Annotated in this window: 21 protein-coding genes and 1 pseudogene; 11 read left to right on the top strand and 11 right to left on the bottom strand. The window is 70.2% G+C overall.

Translation table 11 applies throughout. The annotated features are described in order from the left end of the window. Positions 1 to 66 precede the first annotated feature (66 nt). Complete coding sequence (gpmA, locus tag CSC64_RS09220) at positions 67 to 816, bottom strand: 2,3-diphosphoglycerate-dependent phosphoglycerate mutase (RefSeq protein ID WP_162435031.1); 750 nt, start codon at positions 814 to 816, stop codon at positions 67 to 69. Here gpmA and nfi point away from each other — a divergent pair. From nfi to CSC64_RS09235, 3 genes and pseudogenes are all read left to right on the top strand, one after another. Beyond that, a pseudogene (gene nfi / locus CSC64_RS09225) lies at positions 787 to 1,635 on the top strand (deoxyribonuclease V); the annotation flags it as partial. The gene gpmA and the pseudogene nfi overlap by 30 nt on opposite strands. Positions 1,636 to 1,806: 171 nt before the next feature. Next, positions 1,807 to 2,529: an aquaporin Z gene (gene aqpZ / locus CSC64_RS09230; protein ID WP_162435033.1), complete on the top strand. Its 723-nt coding sequence runs from the start codon at positions 1,807 to 1,809 to the stop codon at positions 2,527 to 2,529. Between the two features lie 146 nt (positions 2,530 to 2,675). Next, entirely contained in the window at positions 2,676 to 3,920 is a 1,245-nt protein-coding gene (locus CSC64_RS09235; protein ID WP_162435052.1) for a polyhydroxyalkanoate depolymerase, read from the top strand. A 125-nt stretch (positions 3,921 to 4,045) separates the two neighbouring features. Here the strand turns inward: CSC64_RS09235 and CSC64_RS09240 are convergent, their stop codons facing one another. The 4 genes from CSC64_RS09240 to CSC64_RS09255 all read right to left on the bottom strand — a co-directional run bounded on the left by CSC64_RS09240 (position 4,046) and on the right by CSC64_RS09255 (position 6,698). Continuing rightward, positions 4,046 to 4,744, bottom strand: a complete 699-nt coding sequence (locus CSC64_RS09240) for a hypothetical protein (RefSeq protein ID WP_162435034.1) — start codon at positions 4,742 to 4,744, stop codon at positions 4,046 to 4,048. A 115-nt stretch (positions 4,745 to 4,859) separates the two neighbouring features. Further along, positions 4,860 to 5,807 carry a sensor domain-containing protein gene (locus CSC64_RS09245; protein WP_162435035.1) on the bottom strand — a complete coding sequence of 316 codons (948 nt, stop codon included), beginning with the start codon at positions 5,805 to 5,807 and terminating at the stop codon, positions 4,860 to 4,862. Next, positions 5,804 to 6,169 carry a PadR family transcriptional regulator gene (locus tag CSC64_RS09250; protein WP_162435036.1) on the bottom strand — a complete coding sequence of 122 codons (366 nt, stop codon included), beginning with the start codon at positions 6,167 to 6,169 and terminating at the stop codon, positions 5,804 to 5,806. The genes CSC64_RS09245 and CSC64_RS09250 overlap by 4 nt, the downstream gene beginning before the upstream one ends. A gap of 202 nt (positions 6,170 to 6,371) precedes the next feature. Continuing rightward, a complete protein-coding gene (locus CSC64_RS09255; RefSeq protein WP_162435037.1) occupies positions 6,372 to 6,698 on the bottom strand; it encodes a hypothetical protein in 327 nt (108 codons plus the stop codon). Between the two features lie 108 nt (positions 6,699 to 6,806). Between CSC64_RS09255 and CSC64_RS09260 the strand changes: the two genes are divergently transcribed. Together CSC64_RS09260 and CSC64_RS09265 are read left to right on the top strand one after the other, a co-directional pair. After that, positions 6,807 to 7,412 carry an RNA polymerase sigma factor gene (locus tag CSC64_RS09260; protein WP_162435038.1) on the top strand — a complete coding sequence of 202 codons (606 nt, stop codon included), beginning with the start codon at positions 6,807 to 6,809 and terminating at the stop codon, positions 7,410 to 7,412. Next, entirely contained in the window at positions 7,409 to 7,846 is a 438-nt protein-coding gene (locus tag CSC64_RS09265; RefSeq protein WP_162435039.1) for a hypothetical protein, read from the top strand. The genes CSC64_RS09260 and CSC64_RS09265 overlap by 4 nt, the downstream gene beginning before the upstream one ends. Positions 7,847 to 7,922: 76 nt before the next feature. Here CSC64_RS09265 and CSC64_RS09270 read toward each other — a convergent pair whose 3' ends face one another. After that, a complete protein-coding gene (locus tag CSC64_RS09270) occupies positions 7,923 to 9,359 on the bottom strand; it encodes a serine hydrolase domain-containing protein (RefSeq protein WP_162435040.1) in 1,437 nt (478 codons plus the stop codon). A gap of 138 nt (positions 9,360 to 9,497) precedes the next feature. On the opposite strand from CSC64_RS09270, the gene CSC64_RS09275 reads away from it, so the two are divergent. Together CSC64_RS09275 and CSC64_RS09280 are read left to right on the top strand one after the other, a co-directional pair. Beyond that, a complete protein-coding gene (locus CSC64_RS09275) occupies positions 9,498 to 10,403 on the top strand; it encodes a peptidylprolyl isomerase (RefSeq protein ID WP_162435041.1) in 906 nt (301 codons plus the stop codon). A gap of 81 nt (positions 10,404 to 10,484) precedes the next feature. Then, on the top strand, positions 10,485 to 10,781 hold the full coding sequence (locus CSC64_RS09280; RefSeq protein ID WP_162435042.1) for a hypothetical protein: 297 nt from the start codon (positions 10,485 to 10,487) through the stop codon (positions 10,779 to 10,781). A gap of 58 nt (positions 10,782 to 10,839) precedes the next feature. On the opposite strand, the gene CSC64_RS09285 is transcribed toward CSC64_RS09280, so the two are convergent. Next, complete coding sequence (locus CSC64_RS09285; RefSeq protein ID WP_162435043.1) at positions 10,840 to 11,199, bottom strand: GFA family protein; 360 nt, start codon at positions 11,197 to 11,199, stop codon at positions 10,840 to 10,842. Positions 11,200 to 11,406: 207 nt separating this feature from the next. Here CSC64_RS09285 and CSC64_RS09290 point away from each other — a divergent pair, with 207 nt between their 5' ends. After that, positions 11,407 to 13,230 carry a DUF885 domain-containing protein gene (locus CSC64_RS09290; protein ID WP_162435044.1) on the top strand — a complete coding sequence of 608 codons (1,824 nt, stop codon included), beginning with the start codon at positions 11,407 to 11,409 and terminating at the stop codon, positions 13,228 to 13,230. 221 nt (positions 13,231 to 13,451) lie between these two features. On the opposite strand, the gene CSC64_RS09295 is transcribed toward CSC64_RS09290, so the two are convergent. Further along, a complete protein-coding gene (locus CSC64_RS09295; RefSeq protein WP_162435045.1) occupies positions 13,452 to 15,092 on the bottom strand; it encodes a serine hydrolase in 1,641 nt (546 codons plus the stop codon). Between the two features lie 167 nt (positions 15,093 to 15,259). On the opposite strand from CSC64_RS09295, the gene CSC64_RS09300 reads away from it, so the two are divergent. The 3 genes from CSC64_RS09300 (at position 15,260) to CSC64_RS09310 (ending at position 18,008) form a co-directional block, all read left to right on the top strand. Then, positions 15,260 to 16,087: a DUF72 domain-containing protein gene (locus CSC64_RS09300; protein WP_162435046.1), complete on the top strand. Its 828-nt coding sequence runs from the start codon at positions 15,260 to 15,262 to the stop codon at positions 16,085 to 16,087. Positions 16,088 to 16,246: 159 nt separating this feature from the next. Beyond that, positions 16,247 to 16,897: a DUF2238 domain-containing protein gene (locus CSC64_RS09305; RefSeq protein WP_162435047.1), complete on the top strand. Its 651-nt coding sequence runs from the start codon at positions 16,247 to 16,249 to the stop codon at positions 16,895 to 16,897. A gap of 142 nt (positions 16,898 to 17,039) precedes the next feature. After that, entirely contained in the window at positions 17,040 to 18,008 is a 969-nt protein-coding gene (locus tag CSC64_RS09310; protein WP_162435048.1) for a DMT family transporter, read from the top strand. Between the two features lie 18 nt (positions 18,009 to 18,026). Here the strand turns inward: CSC64_RS09310 and CSC64_RS09315 are convergent, their stop codons facing one another. From CSC64_RS09315 to CSC64_RS09325, 3 genes are all read right to left on the bottom strand, one after another. Continuing rightward, the gene (locus CSC64_RS09315; protein WP_162435049.1) at positions 18,027 to 18,449 is read right to left on the bottom strand and encodes a universal stress protein; all 423 of its coding nucleotides are present in this window, start codon (positions 18,447 to 18,449) and stop codon (positions 18,027 to 18,029) included. Between the two features lie 86 nt (positions 18,450 to 18,535). Next, entirely contained in the window at positions 18,536 to 19,261 is a 726-nt protein-coding gene (locus CSC64_RS09320) for a pseudouridine synthase (protein WP_162435050.1), read from the bottom strand. A 33-nt stretch (positions 19,262 to 19,294) separates the two neighbouring features. Then, a partial coding sequence (locus CSC64_RS09325; protein ID WP_162435051.1) for a DEAD/DEAH box helicase occupies positions 19,295 to 21,280 on the bottom strand: 1,986 nt, incomplete at its 5' end.

Genomic DNA, 21,280 nt, shown 5'->3' on the forward strand with positions numbered 1-21,280 from the left:
GCACCCCGGAAACGACGACACCCGGCCGAAGCCGGGTGCCATTCCGGTCCTGCGGGAGAGGCGCGCCTACTTCGCCTTGCCCTGGTTGGCCACTGCCTCGGCCGCGCGCCTGGCCGCCTCGGGGTCGCCGAGGTAGCGGTAGGACTTCACCGCCAGGCCGTCGTCCAGTTCGAACAGCAGCGGGATGCCGGTGGGGATGTTGAGCTCGAGGATTTCCTCCTTCGAGACGTCGTTGAGGTACTTGTACAGCGCGCGCAGCGAGTTGCCGTGCGCGGCGACGAGCACGTCGCTGCCGGACTTCAGCACCGGGGCGATGGCGTCGTGCCAGTACGGCAGGACGCGGTCCAGGGTGGTGGCCAGCGATTCGGAAGAAGGCAGCGCGTTGCGGTCCAGGCCGGCGTAGCGCGGATCGTTGGCCGGGTGGCCGGGATCGTCCAGCGGCATCGGCGGCGGCGGGATGTCGTACGAGCGGCGCCAGGTCTTGACCTGTTCCTCGCCGTGCCGGGCGGCGGTCTCGGCCTTGTCCAGGCCCTGCAGCGCGCCGTAGTGGCGCTCGTTGAGGCGCCAGCTCTTGTGCACCGGCAGCCAGTCCTGGTCCAGCTCACCGAGGGCCAGGTTGAGCGTGCGGATGGCGCGCTTGAGGGTGGAGGTGAAGGCGACATCGAAGCGCAGGCCTTCCTCGCGCATCAGCCTGCCGCCGGCGGCGGCCTCGGCGCGGCCCTGTGCGGTGAGGTCGACGTCGACCCAGCCGGTGAAGCGGTTCTCGAGGTTCCACTGGCTCTGGCCGTGGCGCAGCAGGACGAGCTTGCGGGTCACTGGGGTCTCCGGGGGGCGGATGGAAAGCGGGATGGCGATTGTAGCGGGATGGCGGGGGCGCGCTGGTTGTCGCGTCGTCGCCGGCGCTTCACCGGCAATGGCGATAATCGCGGGATGGAGGCATCCGTGGACGTCGTCGATCCTTTCCCGGGCTGGGATGGCAGCACCGCCGGGGCGCGTGCGTTGCAGGCGGAACTGGCGGCACGGGGGTCGCTGGAGGATGGCTTCGTGGTGCCGTTGCGCATGATCGCGGGCTTCGACGTCGGCTTCGAGGACCAGGGCGCGACCACGCGCGCGGCGGTGGTGCTGGTCGATGCGGACTCGCTGCAGCCGCTGGAGTCGCACGTGGCGCGGGTGCCAACCTCGATGCCATACGTGCCAGGCCTGCTGAGTTTCCGCGAACTGCCGGCGCTGCTGCGGGCGCTGGCGATGCTGTCGCGGGCGCCGGACCTGGCGATGGTGGATGGCCAGGGCATCGCCCATCCGCGGCGGCTGGGCATCGCGGCGCACTTCGGCGTGGCGACGGGGCTGCCGGCGATGGGCGTGGCGAAGTCGCTGCTGGCCGGCAAATTCGATCCGCCGGGCGCCGAGCGCGGCGACCGCAGCCCGGTGGTCCATCGCGGTGAGGTGGTCGGCTACGCGCTGCGCAGCAAGCCGCGCTGCAATCCGCTGATCGTCTCGCCGGGGCACCGGGTGTCGTTGCACACGGCCGTGGAACTGGCGCTGCGCTGCCTGGCCGGCTATCGCCTGCCCGAACCGACGCGGCTGGCCGACCGGCTGGCATCGCGGCGCGATGGACCGGCCCGCGTGGACGCCGCCGGACGCGGTGAAATCAGCCGCGGCGATGGCGGATCCGCGGCGGCCGCTTCCACGCGCGGGTCCGGCAGCGGCCGGCGGCGCGGCGCCGTTTAACCGGAAGGCAACGACAGCGTCCGCGTGTTCGGCGTACGCTCTGCCGGCCCATTCCGGGCGTCAACGACGGGGACGACGATGACTGTGACGAAACGTTTGGCGGCCGAATTCCTCGGCACGCTGTGGCTGGTGCTGGGCGGTTGCGGCAGTGCGGTACTGGCGGCGAAGTTCGGCGGCGACGGCAATCCGCTGGGCATCGGCTTCGTCGGCGTGGCGCTGGCCTTCGGCCTGACCGTGCTCACCGGCGCGTATGCCTTCGGCCACATCTCCGGCGGACACTTCAACCCGGCGGTGAGCCTGGGCCTGGCCGCCGGCGGACGCTTCCCGGCCAAGGACCTGCCCGGTTACATCGTGGCCCAGGTGCTGGGCGCGATCGCCGCCGGCTTCATCCTGCTGCAGATCGCCCGCGGCGGCGGCGGTTTCGTCATCGATCCGACCGCGGCCGGCGCCTTCGCCAGCAACGGCTACGGCGTGCTCTCGCCCGGCGGCTACACCATGGCCGCCGCGTTCCTGTGCGAAGTGGTGCTCACCGCGTTCTTCCTGCTGGTGATCATGGGCGCGACCCACAACAAAGCTGCCGCCGGCTTCGCGCCGATCGCCATCGGCCTGGCCCTGACCCTGATCCACCTGATCAGCATCCCGGTCACCAACACCTCGGTGAACCCGGCCCGCTCCACCGGCGTGGCCCTGTTCGCCGGCTCCGGGGCGATCGGCCAGCTGTGGCTGTTCTGGGTGGCACCGCTGATCGGCGGCGCGATCGGTGGCGTGCTCTACGCCTGGCTGCGGCCTGCGAACGAGTAGGCGCCAACCGCGTTGCGCGCGACGGGCCGGGCCAGGCATGGCCCGGCCCGTATTCATGTTGGAGGGCCATACCACCGGTGCCGCGCAGCCGCGAATGCGGTTAGGATTGTGCGATGCAACACCCCCGCAACAGGCGTGGCCACTCGATGCTCTACCAGATCCATGAACTCAACCGCGCGATGATGGCCCCCTGGGTCCATCTGGCCGAAGCCAACTCGCGCATCTTCTCCCACCCTTCCAGCTGGATCTCCTCCCTGCCCGGCGCCGAGCGCATCGCCGCCGGCAACGAACTGGTGCACCGCCTCGGCAAGGAATACGAGAAGCCGCCCTGGGGCATCCACGAAGTGGAAGTGGCCGGGCACAAGGTGCCGGTGCTGGAACAGGAGGTGGTGCGCAAGCCGTTCTGCCGCCTGGTCCGCTTCAAGCGCTACAGCGACGACGCCAGCGTCATCGCCGCGCTCAAGGACGACCCGGTCGTGCTGGTGGTGGCGCCGCTGTCCGGCCACCACGCCACCCTGCTGCGCGACACCGTGCGCACCCTGCTGCGCGACCACAAGGTCTACGTCGCCGACTGGATCGACGCGCGCATGGTCCCGCTGGAGGATGGCGCGTTCGGGCTGGACGACTACGTCGCCTACATCGAGGACTTCATCCGCCACATCGGCGCGGCCAACCTGCACGTGATGAGCGTGTGCCAGCCGACCGTGCCGGTGCTGGCGGCGGTGTCGCTGATGGCCGCGCGCGGCGAGCCGGTGCCGCGCTCGCTGGTGATGATGGGCGGGCCGATCGACGCGCGCCGCAGCCCGACCCAGGTCAACGGACTGGCCACGCGCAACCGGCTGGCGTGGTTCGAGAACCACGTGATCCACACGGTGCCGCAGCCGTACCCGGGCCAGGGCCGCGAGGTCTACCCGGGCTTCCTGCAGCACGCCGGCTTCATCGCGATGAACCCCAGCCGCCACGTCATGTCGCACTGGGACTTCTATTCGGACCTGGTCAAGGGCGACCTGCAGGACGCCGAATCGCACCGTCGCTTCTACGACGAGTACAACGCGGTGCTGGACATGCCGGCCGAGTACTACCTGGACACGATCAGGACGGTGTTCCAGGAATTCCTGCTGCCGCGCGGCAAGTGGAAGGTCAACGGCGAGCCGGTCAGGCCGGCGGCGATCAAGGGCACGGCGCTGATGACCATCGAAGGCGAACTGGACGACATCTCGGGCCTGGGCCAGACCGCCGCCGCGCACGACCTGTGCACGGGCATCGCCAAGACCCGGCAGAAGCACCTGACGGTCGAGGGCGCCGGCCACTACGGCATCTTCAGTGGCCGCCGCTGGCGCGAGAAGGTCTATCCGCAGGTGCGCGGGTTCATCGCCAGGTACAACGGCTGATCCGGGTCGCAGCCCCGGGATCAAGGAAAGCCCCGCCTGCGAGCGGGGCTTTCCGTTCCTGATGCGATAGGGCGAAAGCGTGGCGGCAGCAGGCCCTTCCGTTCCACGCCACCGATCCAGGCGGTTCAGAGCCGACGCGCCACCTTGCCCTCGGCATCGAGGATCTCGATGCGCGGCTCATCGTTCGCGTCCACGCCGATGCGGATGCGCGGCTTGCCGCTGGTGTCGGCGATCTCCAGCGCGGCATCGCGGTTGCGGTTGGAGAGCATGATCCGCGACACGCCTTCGCTGGTGGTCACCTCACCCTCGCTGTAGGGGATGCGGTCGGCGATGGTCAGGCCGGCCATCCACGACTTGCCGTCCGGGCTCTCCATCTTCATCAGGCCGATGCCATCGGTGGGCTGGTGGTTGTAGTCGAAGATGTGGCCCGCCATGCGGTGTCCGGCCGGACCGGTCATGGTCGCCAATCCACCGGTTTCCACCCCCTCCTGGTCGTAGAAGACCATGCCGGCGGCGGTACGGATGCTGCGCGCATGGGTCTTGCCGCGGAACACCGGGTCGGGGAAGCGTTCCGCATTCGCGATCACCAGTCGCGGCTTGCCGCTGGCGTCGACCACGTTGATCCGCTCGACGGTCAGTTCCTGCACGTGCTGGTGGCCGCTGGCCGCGAGCGTCGCCGATGCACTGGCACTGGCATTGGCATCGGGCAGCAGCCACTGCGCCAGCGACAGGCCCCAGGCGCCGGCGACCAGGGACCACAGCAGCGCCTGGCGGCCACGGCGGGACGAAGGAACGGAAGACGAGGACACGGTGCTCTTTTCCATGGGCAATACTCTCTCCTGCCGTGGCGGCATGCGGATGGGACATCGGGACTCGGGATCGCAGCGGGAGGACATCCCCCGGCCCGCCGCTGCGCGCGGGCCGGGGCGTGGCGCCGGCTCAGACCACCGGGTCGCGCACCAGCAGGTGCCGGGCCAGCCAGCCGTGGAAGCGGCCGACCAGGCGCGCCAGGTGCAGGGTCACGAACAGCATCAGCACCGCGCCGACGAAGACCAGCGGCAGGCCCCACGCCGGCAGCGACGTGACGAAGGCATCACCGCCATAGTTCAGCACCTGCCAGCCATCGACCGTGACACCCGCATCGGCCAGGCCCGTCCAGACCATCACCGGTGCCGCCGCGAAGGCCAGCGACAGCGCCACCGCCGTGATCACGAAGCTGAAATAGGCCGTGCCCAGCGGCAGCATCAGCAGCATGTAGCCCATCGCCGTCCACGTGCGCACGTCGGTGAACAGCTCCTTGATCCGCGTCAGCCACGGCTTGTCGCGTTGCGTGTACAGCGGCCGCCGCGGCATGCGCACGCCCAGCAGGGTCTCGACGATGCGCCCTTCCACCAGCGACAGCAGCCGTACCGACATCAGGAACAGCAGCAGCAGCGGCACGCCGACGATCAGCACCAGCAGGCCCAGCGACAGGCTCATGCCGGTCACCACCCAGGTGAAGTAGAAGGTGCCCGTGGCCAGCGCCAGCAGCATGTAGAACAGCGAACCGTAGGTGTACGGATCGGCGACCACGCCGAAGAAGCGTCCGACCAGCGAGCGCCGCTTCGGCGGCGCCGGCGGGCGCAGCGCGCGGTTCACCGTCACCTCGGTCTCGCGGTAGATGTCGGCGACCTCTTCCGGCGCGCCGTAGCTGCCGGCGACCGCGGCGATCACCTCGGATTCGGAGCGGTCCGGGTTCTCGGCCAGTTCCGAACGCAGGTATTCCTCGGCGTCGTACAGGGCGTCCTGGATCATGGCCTTGTCCGCGCCTGCCAGGGCCTCGCGCAGCTGTTCCAGGTATTCGGGGATCGTGCCGGGCAGCGGCCGTGCGGAATTGGTGGTGTTCATGCGGGGACCCCCTCCAGGGCGGAATCGACGGTATCGCGGGTGGCGCGCCAGGCGGCGGCCCAGGACTGCAGGACCTGGCGGCCGGCATCGGTGATGCGGTAGTAGCGGCGCGGCGGGCCGGCGACGGACGGCTCGACGAAGCTGTCCAGCAGGCCGCCGCCCTCCAGGTTGCGCAACACCGGGTACAGCGCGCTCTGCTTGTTGGCGAGCACGCCGTCGCCGGTGCGCTCGAGCTGCTTGGCGATCAGGTAGCCGTAGAGCGGCTCGCCGGCACGCGCCAGCACCGCCAGCAGCACCAGCGACACGGTGCCGGTGCTGATCTCCTTCTGGAACTTCTTCAGGTGGACCTCGGTATCGAACATGGCGTCCTCCCGGGCGGATCTGCCGCTAGGTTGGAGGCCATGCTATTGCGAAGTCTGATATAGCGTATGTGCTAGTAGTCACGCCGTGCGCATGGCCGGCGGGCGAGATCGCGAGCCGGCATTGATGCCAGCCCGCGCACGCGGAACCTCATAACATATTGATAAAATTGAAGATCAAGGCCGCACTGCGGCCCGTCCCCAGCTACTTCAGCTTCCGCTCCAGGGCGTAGTACGCCAGATTTCCCAGCCCGGTAGCACCGAGCAGGAGCGCGATGACGCCCGGGGTGACCCGGTCCGCGCCGGTCAGCTCCACCAGGCCGAAGCCCCCGGCCAGCGCAAGGCACACGCTGCCCCACTGCAGCGCGGCCAGGCGCCGCCGCGTCGCCTCGCCCTCGAGCAGCGAGCGCACCAGCTCCTCGGAACCGCGCGATTCGATGATCCGCCGGCGCGTGTAGGCATCGACCACCGCCTTGATGGAGTAGGCGATGGAGGCGAACAGGGTGATGGGGATGAGGAGATCGAAGTTCATGAGTCGGCAACCATGTCGAGTGGGTCCCCATTGAGATACGTGGCCATGCCAGCGGGTTGCAGCCGGTGATTTGCAACCGGCGCCACGCCCGGCGTATCCCTGTACCGGATGACCAGCCCGCCCTCCCCCGCCTCCTTCCAGGACACCCTTGGCGCCGACCGGGCACTGGTGGAAGCCGTCCTGGCGCGCAGGCCCGGCGCGTTCGAGCGACTGGTGCGCGAATACCAGAACCTGTGCTGGCATGTCGTGGACCGCATGGTGCGGCACCCGGACGACACGCGCGAACTGTGCCAGGAGGTCTTCCTGCGCATCCACCGCTCGCTGCACCAGTACCGGGGCGAGAGCGCATTGAAATCGTGGGTGGCGCAGGTGGCCTACTCGGTGGCCAGGCGGCACCTCGAGCGCAAACGCATCCCGATCGTGGAAGGAAGCGACGGCGAGGACGGCCTGCTCCTCGCCGAAAGGACAGGCGACGGCTTCGATCTGGAGGCGAACGCCGCGGACGCGGAAATCAACGCGCACCTGCATGCGGCCATCGAGGCCTTGCCGCCACTGCAGCGGACGCTGCTTACGCTCTACCATCTCGAAGAGATGCCCATCGGCGAGATCGCCCGCCTGACCGGCCTTGCCGAGGGCACCGTCAAGAGCCACCTGTTCCGCAGCCGCAAGCGACTGCGCGGAGTGCTGGAATCGCGCATAGGAGAATCGCCATGAACACGAGGAACAAGCCTCAGGTCGACCCGGGCGAATGGGAGGCACAGGAGCGCGGCATGCGCACCGCACGCGCACGCGATGCGGACGCACGGCTGGACGAGGCGGCGGCGGACTACCGCATCGTGGCCGAGGCGCTGGTGTCCGCCCCCCGCAGCGAACCGCCGGCCGGTTTCGCCACCGCGGTCGCGAAACACGTCGCCCGCCACGAGGCGGGACTCGAACGCCTGCTGTGGCGGAGCCTGCTGGTCGTGTTCGTGGTCGCGTCGGCCGCGATGGGCGCGCAGTACGGCGCGCAGTGGCTGCAAGCGCTGCAGGGGATCCTGGATGGCGACGCCCTTGGCTGGGCGCTGGCTGCCGTGGGCTGCATGGCGCTGTCCTGGATCGGCAGCCGGTTGTTCGAGCCCGGCCACCCTGCAGGGATCCACGCCCCCTAGGTCCGGACGCCGGGCGATCCCGGACATGGTCCGGGACCGCCCCGCCGGATGCCGCGCGCCGGCGTGTCGCGCGCCGCTACTGCGTGAGCGGCATGCGGGCCTGGTAGTACTCCACCAGCCGCGACACCGCCTGCGGATCGACATTGCCCAGGCCGATCACCACCTCGCCCAGAGTCGGGAATATGCGGAGTTCCGCGTTCATGCCCTGCGCACCGCCGCCGTGGCCGTAGACGGGAACACCCTGCTCCTGGGCGACCGAGAATCCGTAGCCGTACCAGGGGGTCTGCCTGCGCGTGGCCTCGGCCAGCAGCGCCGGCGACAGCAGCTTGCCGGACTGCAGCGCGCGCGCGAACTTCAGCAGGTCGCCGGCGGTGCTGTAGCCGCCGCCGGCGGCCGTACCGCGGTACGGCAGGGTGTCGGCGGCGTCGGTCCACGCAGCACTGTTGGCGGCACGGGTATAGGCACGCGCGCGGCCGGGCCCCGCCGCGTCCTCCGGCAGCGAACCGCTGTCGCGCATCCCGGCGGGGGCGAAGACGTTCTGGTCGACATAGTCGTAGTAGGACTGGCCGCTCACGCGTTCGATGATGGCGCCCAGCAGCAGGAAACCGTAATTGCTGTACCGGTGCGCCTCGCCGGGCGGGTGGTCGGGCCCGCGCGCGCCATACAGGCGCACGTAGTCGTCATGGGTCTTCAGCGACAGCCGCTGCCGGTCGAACTCCGGCCCGAAGATGTCGCCGGTGCCGCCGGAATGCGTGAGCAGCTGGCGGATGGTGACCCTGGCGATCTCCGCGTTCGGATAGTCCGGCAGGTAGTCGCCGACGGTGCCGTCCAGCGACAGCTTGCCGGCCTGCACCAGCTGCAGCGCGGACACCGCGGTGAACATCTTGTTCATCGATCCCAGCCGGAACCTGGTGTCGAGCGCGACCGGCGTGCCGGCCTGGCGATCGGCGAGGCCCCACGCGCGCTGCAACAGCACCTGCTCGCCACGCGCCACCAGGAGCACGCCGGAGAAGGCATCCTGTTCCGCTTGGACGTCGGCCCTCGCCGTCAACGCATCGATCGCCGCGGCCTGCTCCAGGCGCGGGATGCGCAGGTCCGCAGGACGCTCGATGGCTTCGATCGCCAGTTCCTGCTTCGCATCCGCATTCGTGGTCGTCCGCACGCGCGCGACGGTGTCCGAATCCATTTCCTGCATCAGCGCCTGCGCCGACCCGGGTTCGGACGGTTCGTACCGGATCAGCCGGAACCCGCCGGTGCGCTGGTGGAAATCCAGCATCCCGTCGACATCCATCGTCGGCTCGTAACGATCGCGGAAGGCTTCCAGCTGCCCGCGGTCGTTGGCGTTGAAGGCCGCCAGCCAGGCGTCCAGCGCCTGGCGGGCGGGATCGGCCTCGGCCGCGAGGGTGTTCGGGGCGGCATCGCTGGCGGCCGGGGACGCGGCCAGCGCCCTCGCGGGCATCTGCAGGCCGCAGGAAAGCAACAGGAACAGGAACAGGGCGGGACGTGAAGTCATGGCGGTTGGTCACGGGAGGGTCCGCACAAGGAGATGCGGTCGCCGGGGCAGCGGTTGCAGGCCGGGACGGTCCGCCCGGCTGGCGGCTGCCGGGAGTGGCTGCGAGAATCGTCCATCCTTCCGACGCATGCCCACGCCATGATCCTGCGCCCCGCCCTGCTCGCCACCCTGCTCGCCACCGCCCCGGCGCTTGCCGCCGATCCGCCGCCGTACCGCAGCGCGCAGCAGATCCTGGACGCGTCGCCGGTCGCCGACTGGCGCAGCCCCGATCCGGACAGCACCCTGTACCTGGAACTCGAAGGCGGCCGGGTGGTGATCGAGCTGGCGCCGGGCTTCGCCCCCGCCCACGTGGACAACATCCGCACCCTGGCCCGCGAGGGTTTCTGGGACGGCACCAGCATCTACCGCGTGCAGGACAACTTCGTGGTCCAGTTCGGGGACGCCGACGCGGACGATGCGGCGAAGGCCAGGCCGCTGGGCGCGGCCAGGCGCAAGCTGCCGGCCGAGTTCGAACGCGATGCGAAGGGCCTGGACTTCCAGGTGCTGCCCGACGTCGACGGCTGGGCGCCGCAGGTCGGCTTCGCCGACGGCTTCGCCGCCGGGCGCGACCCGCAGGCCGGCAAGGCCTGGATGGCGCACTGCTACGGCGTGGTCGGCGCCGGGCGCAACAACGAGCCCGACAGCAGCATCGGCGCCGAGCTGTACGTGGTGACCGGGCAGTCGCCGCGGCAGCGGGACCGCAACATCCCCCAGGTCGGCCGCGTCATCCAGGGCATGGAACTGCTGGCGGCACTGCCGCGCGGGCCCGAGCCGATGGGCTTCTACGAGGATCCGGCGCAGCGCACCGCGATCCGCGCGGTGCGCCTGGCCAGCACGGTGCCGGAGGCCGAGCGCAGCCAGCTGCAACTGCTGCGCACCGACAGCGCGACCTTCCGCGAGGTGGTCGAGGCGCGCCGCAACCGCCGCGACGATTTCTACAAGCGGCCGGCCGGGCACATCGACCTGTGCAACGTGCCGCTGCCGGTGCGCACGGCGAAGCGGTGAGCCTGCGCGCGCCCTTCCCTGCCGTCACCCGGCCTTGATCCGGCGGCGGTAGGCTGGCCGCCAGACCACGGAGACACCGCCATGCCCCAGCTGCTCCGCATCCGCATCACCGGCAGCGACGACGACCTGCGCGCCGTCGCCGACCTGCTGCAAAGCCTGGAAGGCATCGAGCACGTGGAGGAAGTGGCGGACCTGATGCCGCGCATGGACGACGAGGATTCCAGTTCGGCGGGCCTGTCCGACGACATCGGCCCGGGCACGCACGAACTGGAAGTCGAGGCACCCAACGAATACACCGCCGGGCGCGTACGCGCAGCGGTGGAAGAACTGGCCTACCGGCTGGGCCTGATGGCCGAGTTCATCGACGACGAAGACTGAAGCACGCCATGCCGTGCGCGCCTGCCGCCGGACGGCGACGCGCGCCGGGAAGCCGGGCTCAGTAGCTCGCGCCGTCCGCCTGCACCACCTTCAGCGACGCCAGGTCCACGTCAGGCAGGCAGCGCACGTTCACCGCCACCGTCGCTTCGCCGGTCTTCGGGTTCGTTCCCTCGCTGAAGGGCGCGATGCCGCAGTCCGGGCAGTAGTGGTGCTCCAGGTGCTTCTTGTTGAAACGGTACGTGCCCAGGTCCGCCTCGGCCGTCTTCAGGTGCAGCGCGGTGCGCGGCGCGAACCAGAGCAGTCCGCCGCGGCGGCGGCACATCGAGCAGTTGCAGTCGTAGACCTCGGCGATGCCGTCGCCGACTTCGACCTCGAAGGCGATGCGGCCGCAGTGGCAGCTTCCGGACTGGGTGGTCATCTGTGCGCTCCACGGGACAGGCAGGGGCCCAGCCTAATGGATCGCGCCCGGCGCCGGTGACTCCAGGCACACCGGAGGCGCATGCCGAGCCGCGCATGCCCTGTCGGGCCCGGCCCGCAGCCGAAGAAAATCCGCAGCCCCCGGTTCCGCCGGCCGCGTGGTGCGCCTATGCTTCCAGTCTTCCCGCCGCCCGTCACGGAACCCGCCATGCGCCGCAGTCTGCTCGCCGTCACACTCCTCGCCAGCCTGGCCGCCTGCCACAAGGAGCCTGCGGACACGACCGCCGCCGCGCCGGGCGCCGATGCGGCCGCTACCGCTGCAACCGCCGGCGTCTCGCCGGCCGATGCCGCCTTCGCCGACCTGTCCAGGCGCGCCCTCGACGGCTGGCTGCAGCTGTCCCCGGTCAGCGCCACCCAGATCGGCGAGCACCGTTACGATGGCGAGCTGGACGACCTCAGCGCCGAAGGCCGGCAGAAGGGCCTGGAGGCCAGCCGCGCGATCCTCGCCGAACTGGACGCGATGGACGTGTCCACTCTGTCGAGCGAGAACCAGGTCGACGCGGCGATCCTGCGCAACCAGCTGCAGTACGACATCTGGAGCGGCGAGACCCTGCAGTCCTGGGCCTGGGACCCGCAGCTCTACAGCGGCCTGGCCGGCAGCGCGCTCTACGGGCTGATGGCGCGCGAGTTCGCGCCGATGCCGGACCGTCTTGGATCGGCCACCGCGCGCATGGAGAAGATCCCCGCGCTGCTGGCCCAGGCCCGCGCCAACCTGGACCCGGCGCGCGTGCCGAAGATCCACGCCGAGACCGTCGCCAAGCAGAACGCCGGCATCCTCGGCATCGTCGACGCCTTCATCGCCCCGAACCTGGGCCAGCTGGCCAATCCCGAGCGCGAGCGCGCCGAACTGGCGATCGCCGGGCTGAAGAAGGCCGTGGCCGAACACCAGGAATGGCTGGACAAGACCCTGGTGCCGAACGCGAAGGGCGACTTCCGCATCGGCGCGGAGCTGTACGACCAGAAGCTGCAGTTCGCCCTGCTGTCCTCGCTCTCGCGCGCGGAGATCAAGCAGCGCGCCGAGGCCGAACTGGTGCGCGTGCGCGCCGAGATGTACGGCATCGCCCGCCAGGTGCTTGCCGGCAAGCCCGGCGCGCCGGAACTGCCCGAGAACCCGACCCCGGAACAGCAGCAGAAGGCGATCGAGGCGGCACTGGAACTGGCCTACGCCGAACGCCCGGCGCGCGACCAGGTGGTGCCCGATGCCGAAGCCGCGCTGGCCCGCGCCACCGAGTTCGTGCGCACCCACGACCTGGTGACCCTGCCCGACGCACCGGTGGAGATCATCGAGATGCCGGAGTTCCAGCGCGGCGTGGCGGTGGCCTACGCCGACTCGCCCGGCCCGCTGGACAAGAACCTGAAGACCTTCTACGCGGTCTCGCCGATCCCGAAGGACTGGACCCAGGCCCAGGTCGATTCGTTCCTGCGCGAATACAACTCGCGCATGATCGAACTGCTGAGCATCCACGAGGGCACGCCCGGCCACTACCTGGAGGGCTGGCACTCGGCCAAGTTCCCCTCGACCCTGCGCGCGGTGCTGCGCTCGGGCATGTTCGCCGAAGGCTGGGCCGTCTACACCGAGAAGATGATGGCCGACGCCGGCTACCTGGACAACGACCCGCTGTTCCGCCTGGTCCAGCTGAAGTTCTACCTGCGCACGATCGCCAATGCGATCCTCGACCAGGGCGTGCACGTGGACGGCTGGACCCGCGAGCAGGCGATGGACCTGATGGTCAACCAGACCTTCCAGCAGGAGAGCGAGGCGGCCGGCAAGTGGACCCGCGCGCAGCTCACCTCGGCGCAGCTGCCGACCTACTTCGTCGGCGTGCAAGAGCACTTCGACACGCGCAAGGCAGTGGAGGCCAAGCTGGGCGACAGCTTCGACCTGAAGGCCTACCACGACCGGATCCTGTCCTACGGCGCCCCGCCGGTCCGCTTCGCCCGCCAGCTGATGCTGGACGAACCGATCCGGTAGAGCGGGGCTGCGCCGCTTCGCGCCCCTGCGCCCGCGTCGCGTCGCTGCTCCCGCTTTCTGTAGGAGCTGACTTCAGTCGGCGACAACGACGCTGGCACAGGCGACGTCATCATGGTTCCGACGACCGTGTCGCCGACTGAAGTCAGCTCCTACAGACGGCACGCGGACGGGCACGCGGAAGAGCCCGCGGACGGGCCGCCCGGACGAGCCGCGCTGAAGCCTCAACGCACCGGCTTCAGCACCAGGTCCTGGAAATCGAAGCTGAAGTCGGTCAGTTCCGACGCCGCCTCCATCCGCGCCTCGCGCAGTTTCCCGTCCGCGTCCAGGCTGAAGGTAACGAACGCATCGCCGTTGAGCGTGCGATCGTCCCACTTCACCAGGAAGGTATCGTGCTGCCAGTGCTGCAAGGTGCCGGAGAGCAGCGGGCTGGGCTTGAAGTGCATGCGCAGCTCCGCCCCATTCCGCACGATCTCGACGTCGCCGTACCAGGCATCGCGCCAGGTGCCGGCGTAGGCCGACAGCGGCAGCGAGGGCTTCGAGCGCGCGTCGCGCGCGGCCACGCGTTCCTGCCAGGCCTGGTCGGCCTTGGCCCGGGCCTTGCCGGCCGCGGCGGCATAGGCCGCGATCCAGTCGTTGCCCTGCGCCGGCTGCAGGAACGCATCGAGGATCTGCAGGGTCAACGCATTGAATGCACCACCCGCCTCCTGGTTGGTCAGGACCACGATGCCCAGGTCGCGCCCGGGCACCAGGGTCACCCGCGAGACCATGCCCGGCCAGCCGCCGGTATGCCAGGCCAGCTTCTCGCCACGGAACTCCGAGGTGATCCAGCCTTCGCCGTAGCCAAGAAAATCCGGCCTGGCCGGCGCCAGCTCCGGCACCGCGGGCTCGGCGATGTTCATCGGCGAATGCAGCGACCACATCGACTGCTGGCGCTTCTCCGAGAACAGGCGCTGCTCGCGCCCCTGCGGGTCGACGAAGGTTCCGCCGGCCAGTTGCGCCTTCATCCAGCGGCTCATGTCGTGCACGCTGGAGTAGATCCCGCCGGCGCCGGAGGCGTTGTGCCAGGTCAGCGGGAAGGTCGGCCGCAGCGTGGTGAAGTCGGCCTTCGCGTGCCCGGTGGCGGCGTTGTCGCCCGCCCGCAGTTCGTCGGCGTTGAAGCGCGTGGACGCCATGCCCAGCGGACCGAAGAAGCGCTGCTGCAGGAACTGCGCGTACAGCTGCCCGGAGGCCTGCTCGATCACCAGCGTGGCCGCCGCGTAGAGGATGTTGTCGTAGGCGTAGCGCTCGCGCAGGCCGGTCTTCAGCGGCACGTCCTTCAATCTGCGCACCACCTCTTCGGTGGTGTAGACGCTGCCCGGCCAGAACAGCAGGTCGCCGGCGCCCAGGCCCAGCCCGCTGCGGTGGGTGAGCAGGTCGCGGAGGCGCATCTGCGAAGTCACATACGGGTCGGACATGCGGAACCACGGCAGGTGGTCGACCACCCGGTCGTCGAGCGAGAGCTTGCCCTCATCGGCCAGCATCGACAGCGAGGCAGCGGTGAAGGCCTTGGTGTTGGAGGCGATCGCGAACAGGGTGTGCGCGTCCACCGGCTCGGGCTTGCCCAGTTCGCGCACGCCCCAGCCGCGCTCGAGCACGACTTCGCCGTCCTTGACCACGGCGATGGCGATGCCCGGCACCTCGAAACGCTCGCGGACCTGTTCGACCCAGACATCGAGTTGGGCTGGATCCAGGGCGGCCCGTTCCGGTGCCACCGTGGCCGGCGCGGCGGGGGCGTCGGCCAGCACCGGCGGCGTGGCCGCGAGAAGGCCGGCGGCAAGCAGCGCAAGGCAGGACAGGCGGAGAGCGGGCGTTGGCGAGGACATGCAGGCATCCGGTCGATGTTTCCCCGATTCTAGTGGCATGCGCGCACTCCCGCCCCGCCGCCATCCGTAGAGCGGGGCAAGCCCCGCTCTACGTGAGCGTCGCGCGATGGGCGGGACTGCCGCCGGGCTTATGCTGCCGTTCCCGCCGCCGCCTGCACCCTCCGCCGATGGAAGACCTGTTCGCGTCCATTCCCTCCTCCGCCCCGGGCCGCATCCATGTCGGCATCGGCGGCTGGACCTACGCGCCGTGGCGCGGCGGAATGTTCTACCCGCCGGGCCTGGTCCAGCGCCGCGAGCTGGAATACGCCAGCCGCCAGCTCACCGCGATCGAGATCAACGGCACTTACTACGGCACGCAGAAGCCGGAGACGTACGCGAAGTGGCGCGACGAGACCCCGCCCGGCTTCCTGTTCACCGCCAAGGCGCCGAAGCGGATCATGGCCAGCCGCCGCCTGGCCGGCACCGGCGCGCAGATCGACGATTTCGTCGGCGGCATCGCCACGCTTGGCGACCGGCTGGGCGCGCTGCTGTGGCAGTTCGATCGCGGCCAGTCGCCGACAGCGGACGATCTTGCTGCGTTCCTCGAGCTGCTGCCCGCGCAGGCCGGTGGCCGCCGCCTGCGCCACGCGCTGGAACTGCGCGATCCGGCCGCGTTCGATGACGACCTGCTGGCGCTGCTGCGCGCGCGCAACGTGGCGCTGGTGTTCGCCGGCTCGGACGAACACCCGTCTTTCGCCGATCTCACCGCCGACTTCACCTATGCACGGCTGATGCAGGCGCAGGCCGGGTTGGCGCAGGGCTATCCAGACGCCGACCTGGACGCCTGGGCGCGCCGCGCCCGCGCCTGGGCCGAGGGCGACGATCCGGCCGACCTGCCGCATGTGGCCGAGCTGCGGCCGGACCGGACGCCGCGCGAGGTCTTCGTGTTCTTCATCGCCAGCGCCAAGGAACGCAACCCCGCCGCCGCCCAGGCCCTGCTCCAGCGCCTCCTGTAGGAGCCCACTTCAGGGGGCGACCCGAGGCGGTTGAAGGTCACAGCGTTCAACGCGCAGTGCTCCGGAGCGGTTGCGTTCAACGCGGCTGCGCCCGGCCGCCTCGGGTCGCCCCCTGAAGTGGGCTCCTACAGGTAAACCGGTTCCGTGCGAGGATGCGCCATGGCCGACGGATTCCGGCGCACGCCCGCCTCCTCCCGCTACGCGCTGGTCCTGCTCGGCCTGTTCGCCGCGGTCTGGATCGCGCTGGCGATCTCGCCCTGGTACCGCCAGGACTGGGCACTGGAGAACGTGCTGGTCGTGGTCGCGGTGCCGGTGCTGGCCTGGGGCTGGCGGCGGATGCCGCTGACCCGGCTCAGCTACGCCTGCCTGTTCGTGTTCGGCGTCCTGCACGAGATCGGCGCGCACTATACCTACTCCGAAGTGCCCTACGACGCGTTCTTCCAGCGCACCTTCGGCATCTCGCCCGACGCCATGCTCGGCCTGCAGCGCAACTCCTTCGACCGCCTCGTGCACTTCCTCTACGGCGTGCTGGCGGCCCCGGCCTGCGTCGAACTGCTGGACCGGGTCGCGCCGCCTCGCGGGATCTGGCGCTACGTGCTGCCGGTCAGCTTCATCATGTCGCACTCGTTGCTGTTCGAGATGTTCGAATGGCTGGCCGCCATCGTGTTCGGCGGCGACCTCGGCCAGGCCTACCTGGGCACCCAGGGCGACGTATGGGACGCGCAGAAGGACATGCTGATGGCCACCCTCGGCGCGGCGCTCATGGTCGCCGTACTGGGCCTGCGCGGCTGGCTCGCCCCGCGTTTGTAGGAGCGGGCATGACCGCGACACGGGCGTCGGAAAAGCGAAGGCGTCGCCTGGGCCGACGGCGTCGGGTCGCGGTCATGCCCCCTCCTACAAGAGCGCCGTATCCCGCACCCACGCGCCACCGCCGCCGGGCGATAATGCGCCCATGCCGATGACCGACCGCGCCCGCGCCCAGCTGCAGATCCACTTCTGCGTGCTGCTGTGGGGCTTTACCGCGATCCTCGGGAAACTCATAACCCTGCCCGCGCTGCCGCTGGTGTGGTGGCGGATGCTGCTGGTGGTGGCGACCCTGGCCCTGCTGCCGCGGGTCTGGCGCGGCCTGCGCGCGCTGCCGTCGCGGCTGCTGCTGGCCTACGCCGGCATCGGCGTGCTGGTCGCGCTGCACTGGCTGACCTTCTACGGCGCGATCAAGCTGGCCAACGCCTCGGTGGCCGCGACCTGCATTGCCCTGGCACCGGTGTTCACCGCGGTGATCGAACCATGGGTGGCGCGGCGGCCGTTCCGCCCGCGCGAACTCGCACTGGGCGTGGCGGTGCTGCCCGGCGTGGCCCTGGTGGTCGGCGGCGTGCCCGACGGCATGCGCCTGGGCGTGGCGGTGGGCGCGCTGTCGGCGCTGCTGGTGGCGGTGTTCGGTTCGTTCAACAAGCGCCTGGTCGAGCATGCCGACCCGCTGACCGTGACCGCCGTCGAACTGGGCGCCGGCACCGTCGCCCTGACCGCGATGGCGCCGCTGCTGGTGCTGCTGCCCGGCTTCTCCTCCGAACTGCTGGTCATGCCGGGACTGGCCGACGGCACGCTGCTGCTGGTGCTGGCGCTGGGCTGCACCCTGCTGCCGTTCGCGCTGTCGCTGGTGGCGCTGCGCCACCTCAGCGCGTACACCGTGCAGCTGGCCACCAACCTGGAGCCGGTGTACGCGATCGTGCTGGCGGCGCTGCTGCTGGGCGAGCAGCGCGAACTGACCCCACTGTTCTACCTGGGCGTGGCGGTGATCCTGGGTGCTGTGTTCCTCGATCCGCTGCTGGCGCGACGCTCGGCACCCACGACGGCGGCCGAACCGGAGGTCCAGCATCCCGAAGTGCTGGGCACCTCCGAAGCCAAGCAGATGGTGGACTGACGTCCCCGCCGCGGCGCCTCAGTGCACCACCAGCACCGGGATCGGGCTCAGCGCGATCACCTTCTGCGTCACCGAGCCGACCAGCAGGCTCTTCAGCGCGCCCTTTCCGTGGCTGCCGATGACGATCATGCCGGCCTTCACCGTCTTGGCCTCGGCCAGCAGCGTCGGCGCGATGTCGCCGATCGCCGTGCGCTCGCTCCAGTCCAGGCGCGTGCGCTTGAGCAGCGGGCGCAACGGCGCCAGCGCCAGTTCGGCCTGGCGCTCGTAGTAGCGCCCCGGCCCGGCCTTGCCGAACTCCTTCTCCGCGGCAGCGGACAGCTTCGGCACCACGCTGAGCACGAACAGCTGCGGCGGCGTCTTCAGTTCCTTCGCCAGCTTCGCCACGCTCTTGACCACCGTCGCTGCCACGGCGCTGTCGTCCACCGCCACCAGGATCTTCATCGTCTCGCCTCCAGGCTGTCCGCTACGTGCATGGATGTTAATGCCGGTGCCGCCGGCGGGGAATGACCCGGATCAATCGGCCGCCATTACCAGTCGTCGTGCCCGGGCAGCAGCCCGCGCAGCTCGGCGTCGGTGAGGTTGCGCCACTTGCCCGGCTTGAGCTCGCCCAGCTTGATGTTGTCGATCCGCACCCGCCGCAGCTGGACCACGCGGTAGTCGAAGGCCGCGGCCATCAGCCGGATCTGCCGGTTCAGACCCTGCTCCAGCACGATGCGGAAGCCGAACTTGGCGATCCGCGCGGTGCGGCACGGCAGGGTCATCTGCCCGTGGATGCGCACCCCGCGCGCCATGCCGCGCAGGAACTCGTCGGTGACCGGCTTGTTCACCGCCACCAGGTATTCCTTCTGGTGGCGGTTTTCCGCACGCAGGACCTGGTTGACGATGTCGCCGTTGCTGGTCAGCAGGATCAGGCCTTCCGAATCCTTGTCCAGGCGCCCGATCGGGAAGATGCGCTGCTCGTGGCCGACGAAGTCGACGATATTCCCCTTCACCGAGGACTCGGTGGTGCAGGTGACGCCGACCGGCTTGTTCAGCGCGATGTAGACGTGGCGGCGCCTGCCGGCCTTCGCCGTGCGCGCCTTCAGCGGCTGGCCGTCGACCAGTACGGTGTCGCCCTCGCCCACCACCGCGCCCATCCCGGCCGGCTGGCCGTTGACGGTGACGCGCTTGTCCGCGATCAGGCGATCGGCCTCGCGGCGCGAACAGAAGCCGGTTTCGGCGATGTGCTTGTTGAGGCGGACGGGCTCGGTCATGGCGCGATTATCCCCGAGCCGGCGGCCGCCGGCTCAGCCACCATGCGGCTTCGGCGGACCCTTGCGGTGCGGCCTGGCCGGCGGCTTGCCGGACTTGCGCGGATGCGCGCCGTGCGGACGTTCTCCCTGGCTGCGGAACGGGCCCTTCTTCGGCGCACGCTCCACGGGGCCATGGACCGACGGCGCATGGCTGCCGTCCCAGCGGCTGATCCGCAGCTGCTGGCCGACCACCCAGGCCTTCTGCAGGTGCGACATGATCTCCGGCGGCATGCCTTCGGGCAGGTCCAGGATCGAATGGTCGTCGTGGATGTCGATGCGGCCGATGTAGCGGCTCTCCAGCCCGGCCTCGTTGGCGATCGCGCCGACGATGTTCCCCGGCTTCACCCCATGCGCGTGGCCGACCTCGACCCGGTAGGTTTCCATGCCCGGGTCCGGCGCCGCGCGCGGCGGCTTGGCTGCGCGCGGCGGGCGGGTGCCGTACTCGGCATCGTACGCGCGCGGCGGGCGCGACGGATGCTGGCCTTCACCGGCCTCGCCGGATGCATGCGGCGCACGGGCAACGTGGCCGCCCTCGTGTGGCCTGCGCGCAGCACCCTCGTGCCCGCGCGCGGCGAACCCTTCGCGCGGCGCACGCGCGCCACGGTTGTCCTCGCGGCCCTCGCGCTCGAAGCGCGGCGCGCGCGGCGGCGGTTCCTTCGCCTCCAGGAACAGCGGCGTATCGCCCTGCAGCAGCCGCGCCAATGCGGTGGCGACCTCGGTGGTGGTGACGTCGTGCTCGCCGGCGTAACGCTCGACCAGCTCGCGGTACGGGTCCAGCCCGCCGGTTTCCAGCGCGCCGGAGATCTTCTCGAAGAATTTCGCCACGCGGCGGTCGTTCACCGCCTCGACCGTGGGCAGGCGCATTTCCTCGATCGGCTGCCGGGTGGCGCGCTCGATCGCGCGCAGCATGCCCTTCTCGCGCGGGGTGACGAACAGGATCGCCTCACCGCTGCGCCCGGCGCGGCCGGTGCGGCCGATCCGGTGCACATAGCTCTCGGTGTCGTACGGAATGTCGTAGTTGAGCACGTGGCTGATCCGCTCCACATCCAGCCCGCGCGCGGCCACGTCGGTGGCCACCAGCACGTCCAGGCGCCCGTCCTTGAGTTGCTGGATGGTGCGCTCGCGCTGCTGCTGCTGGATGTCGCCGTTGATCGCCGCGGCGGCCACGCCGCGCGCCTGCAGCTTCTCCGCCAGTTCCTCGGTACCGGCCTTGGTCCGCGCGAACACGATCATCGCGTCGTACGGCTCGGCCTCCAGGATCCGGGTGAGCGCGTCGAGCTTGTGCAGGCCGCTGACGAACCAGTAGCGCTGGCGGATGTTCGCCGACGTGGTGGTCTTGGCCGCGATCGTGACCTCGACCGGATCCTTCAGGTAGGTCTGGGCGATGCGCCGGATCGGCGGCGGCATGGTCGCCGAGAACAGCGCCACCTGGCGCGTGGGCGGGGTCTTCTGCAGCACCGCCTCGACATCGTCGATGAAGCCCATCCGCAGCATCTCGTCGGCCTCGTCCAGCACCAGGCACTGCAGGCCGGACAGGTCCAGGGTGCCGCGCTCCAGGTGGTCGATCACCCGCCCGGGGGTGCCGACGACCACATGCACGCCGCGGCGCAGCGCATGCAGCTGCGGGCCGTAGCCCTGGCCGCCGTAGATCGGCAGCACGTGGAAACCGGGCAGTTTGGCCGCATAGCGCTGGAACGCCTCGGCCACCTGGATCGCCAGTTCGCGCGTGGGCGCCAGCACCAGCACCTGCGGCTTGTGCCTGGACAGGTCCAGCCTGGCCAGCGCCGGCAGCGCGAACGCGGCGGTCTTGCCGGTGCCAGTCTGGGCGGTGCCGAGCACGTCGCGGCCGGACAGCAGCGCCGGGATGGTGGCGGCCTGGATCGGCGACGGCGATTCGTAGCCGACCTCCGACAGGGTGGCCAGCAACGGCTCGGGGAGGCCGAGGTCACCGAAACGCGGCGCGGCGGGGGATTCTGGGGC

This window comes from Pseudoxanthomonas koreensis (assembly GCF_010093225.1).
GTDB lineage: Bacteria > Pseudomonadota > Gammaproteobacteria > Xanthomonadales > Xanthomonadaceae > Pseudoxanthomonas > Pseudoxanthomonas koreensis.

Coding starts and splice junctions, on each gene's coding strand:
- aqpZ (WP_162435033.1), top strand. CDS start 1,807: ATGACTGTGACGAAACGTTTGGCGGCCGAATTCCTCGGCACGCTGTGG.
- CSC64_RS09235 (WP_162435052.1), top strand. CDS start 2,676: ATGCTCTACCAGATCCATGAACTCAACCGCGCGATGATGGCCCCCTGG.
- CSC64_RS09240 (WP_162435034.1), bottom strand. CDS start 4,744: ATGGAAAAGAGCACCGTGTCCTCGTCTTCCGTTCCTTCGTCCCGCCGT.
- CSC64_RS09245 (WP_162435035.1), bottom strand. CDS start 5,807: ATGAACACCACCAATTCCGCACGGCCGCTGCCCGGCACGATCCCCGAA.
- CSC64_RS09250 (WP_162435036.1), bottom strand. CDS start 6,169: ATGTTCGATACCGAGGTCCACCTGAAGAAGTTCCAGAAGGAGATCAGC.
- CSC64_RS09255 (WP_162435037.1), bottom strand. CDS start 6,698: ATGAACTTCGATCTCCTCATCCCCATCACCCTGTTCGCCTCCATCGCC.
- CSC64_RS09260 (WP_162435038.1), top strand. CDS start 6,807: ATGACCAGCCCGCCCTCCCCCGCCTCCTTCCAGGACACCCTTGGCGCC.
- CSC64_RS09265 (WP_162435039.1), top strand. CDS start 7,409: ATGAACACGAGGAACAAGCCTCAGGTCGACCCGGGCGAATGGGAGGCA.
- CSC64_RS09270 (WP_162435040.1), bottom strand. CDS start 9,359: ATGACTTCACGTCCCGCCCTGTTCCTGTTCCTGTTGCTTTCCTGCGGC.
- CSC64_RS09275 (WP_162435041.1), top strand. CDS start 9,498: ATGATCCTGCGCCCCGCCCTGCTCGCCACCCTGCTCGCCACCGCCCCG.
- CSC64_RS09280 (WP_162435042.1), top strand. CDS start 10,485: ATGCCCCAGCTGCTCCGCATCCGCATCACCGGCAGCGACGACGACCTG.
- CSC64_RS09285 (WP_162435043.1), bottom strand. CDS start 11,199: ATGACCACCCAGTCCGGAAGCTGCCACTGCGGCCGCATCGCCTTCGAG.
- CSC64_RS09290 (WP_162435044.1), top strand. CDS start 11,407: ATGCGCCGCAGTCTGCTCGCCGTCACACTCCTCGCCAGCCTGGCCGCC.
- CSC64_RS09295 (WP_162435045.1), bottom strand. CDS start 15,092: ATGTCCTCGCCAACGCCCGCTCTCCGCCTGTCCTGCCTTGCGCTGCTT.
- CSC64_RS09300 (WP_162435046.1), top strand. CDS start 15,260: ATGGAAGACCTGTTCGCGTCCATTCCCTCCTCCGCCCCGGGCCGCATC.
- CSC64_RS09305 (WP_162435047.1), top strand. CDS start 16,247: ATGGCCGACGGATTCCGGCGCACGCCCGCCTCCTCCCGCTACGCGCTG.
- CSC64_RS09310 (WP_162435048.1), top strand. CDS start 17,040: ATGCCGATGACCGACCGCGCCCGCGCCCAGCTGCAGATCCACTTCTGC.
- CSC64_RS09315 (WP_162435049.1), bottom strand. CDS start 18,449: ATGAAGATCCTGGTGGCGGTGGACGACAGCGCCGTGGCAGCGACGGTG.
- CSC64_RS09320 (WP_162435050.1), bottom strand. CDS start 19,261: ATGACCGAGCCCGTCCGCCTCAACAAGCACATCGCCGAAACCGGCTTC.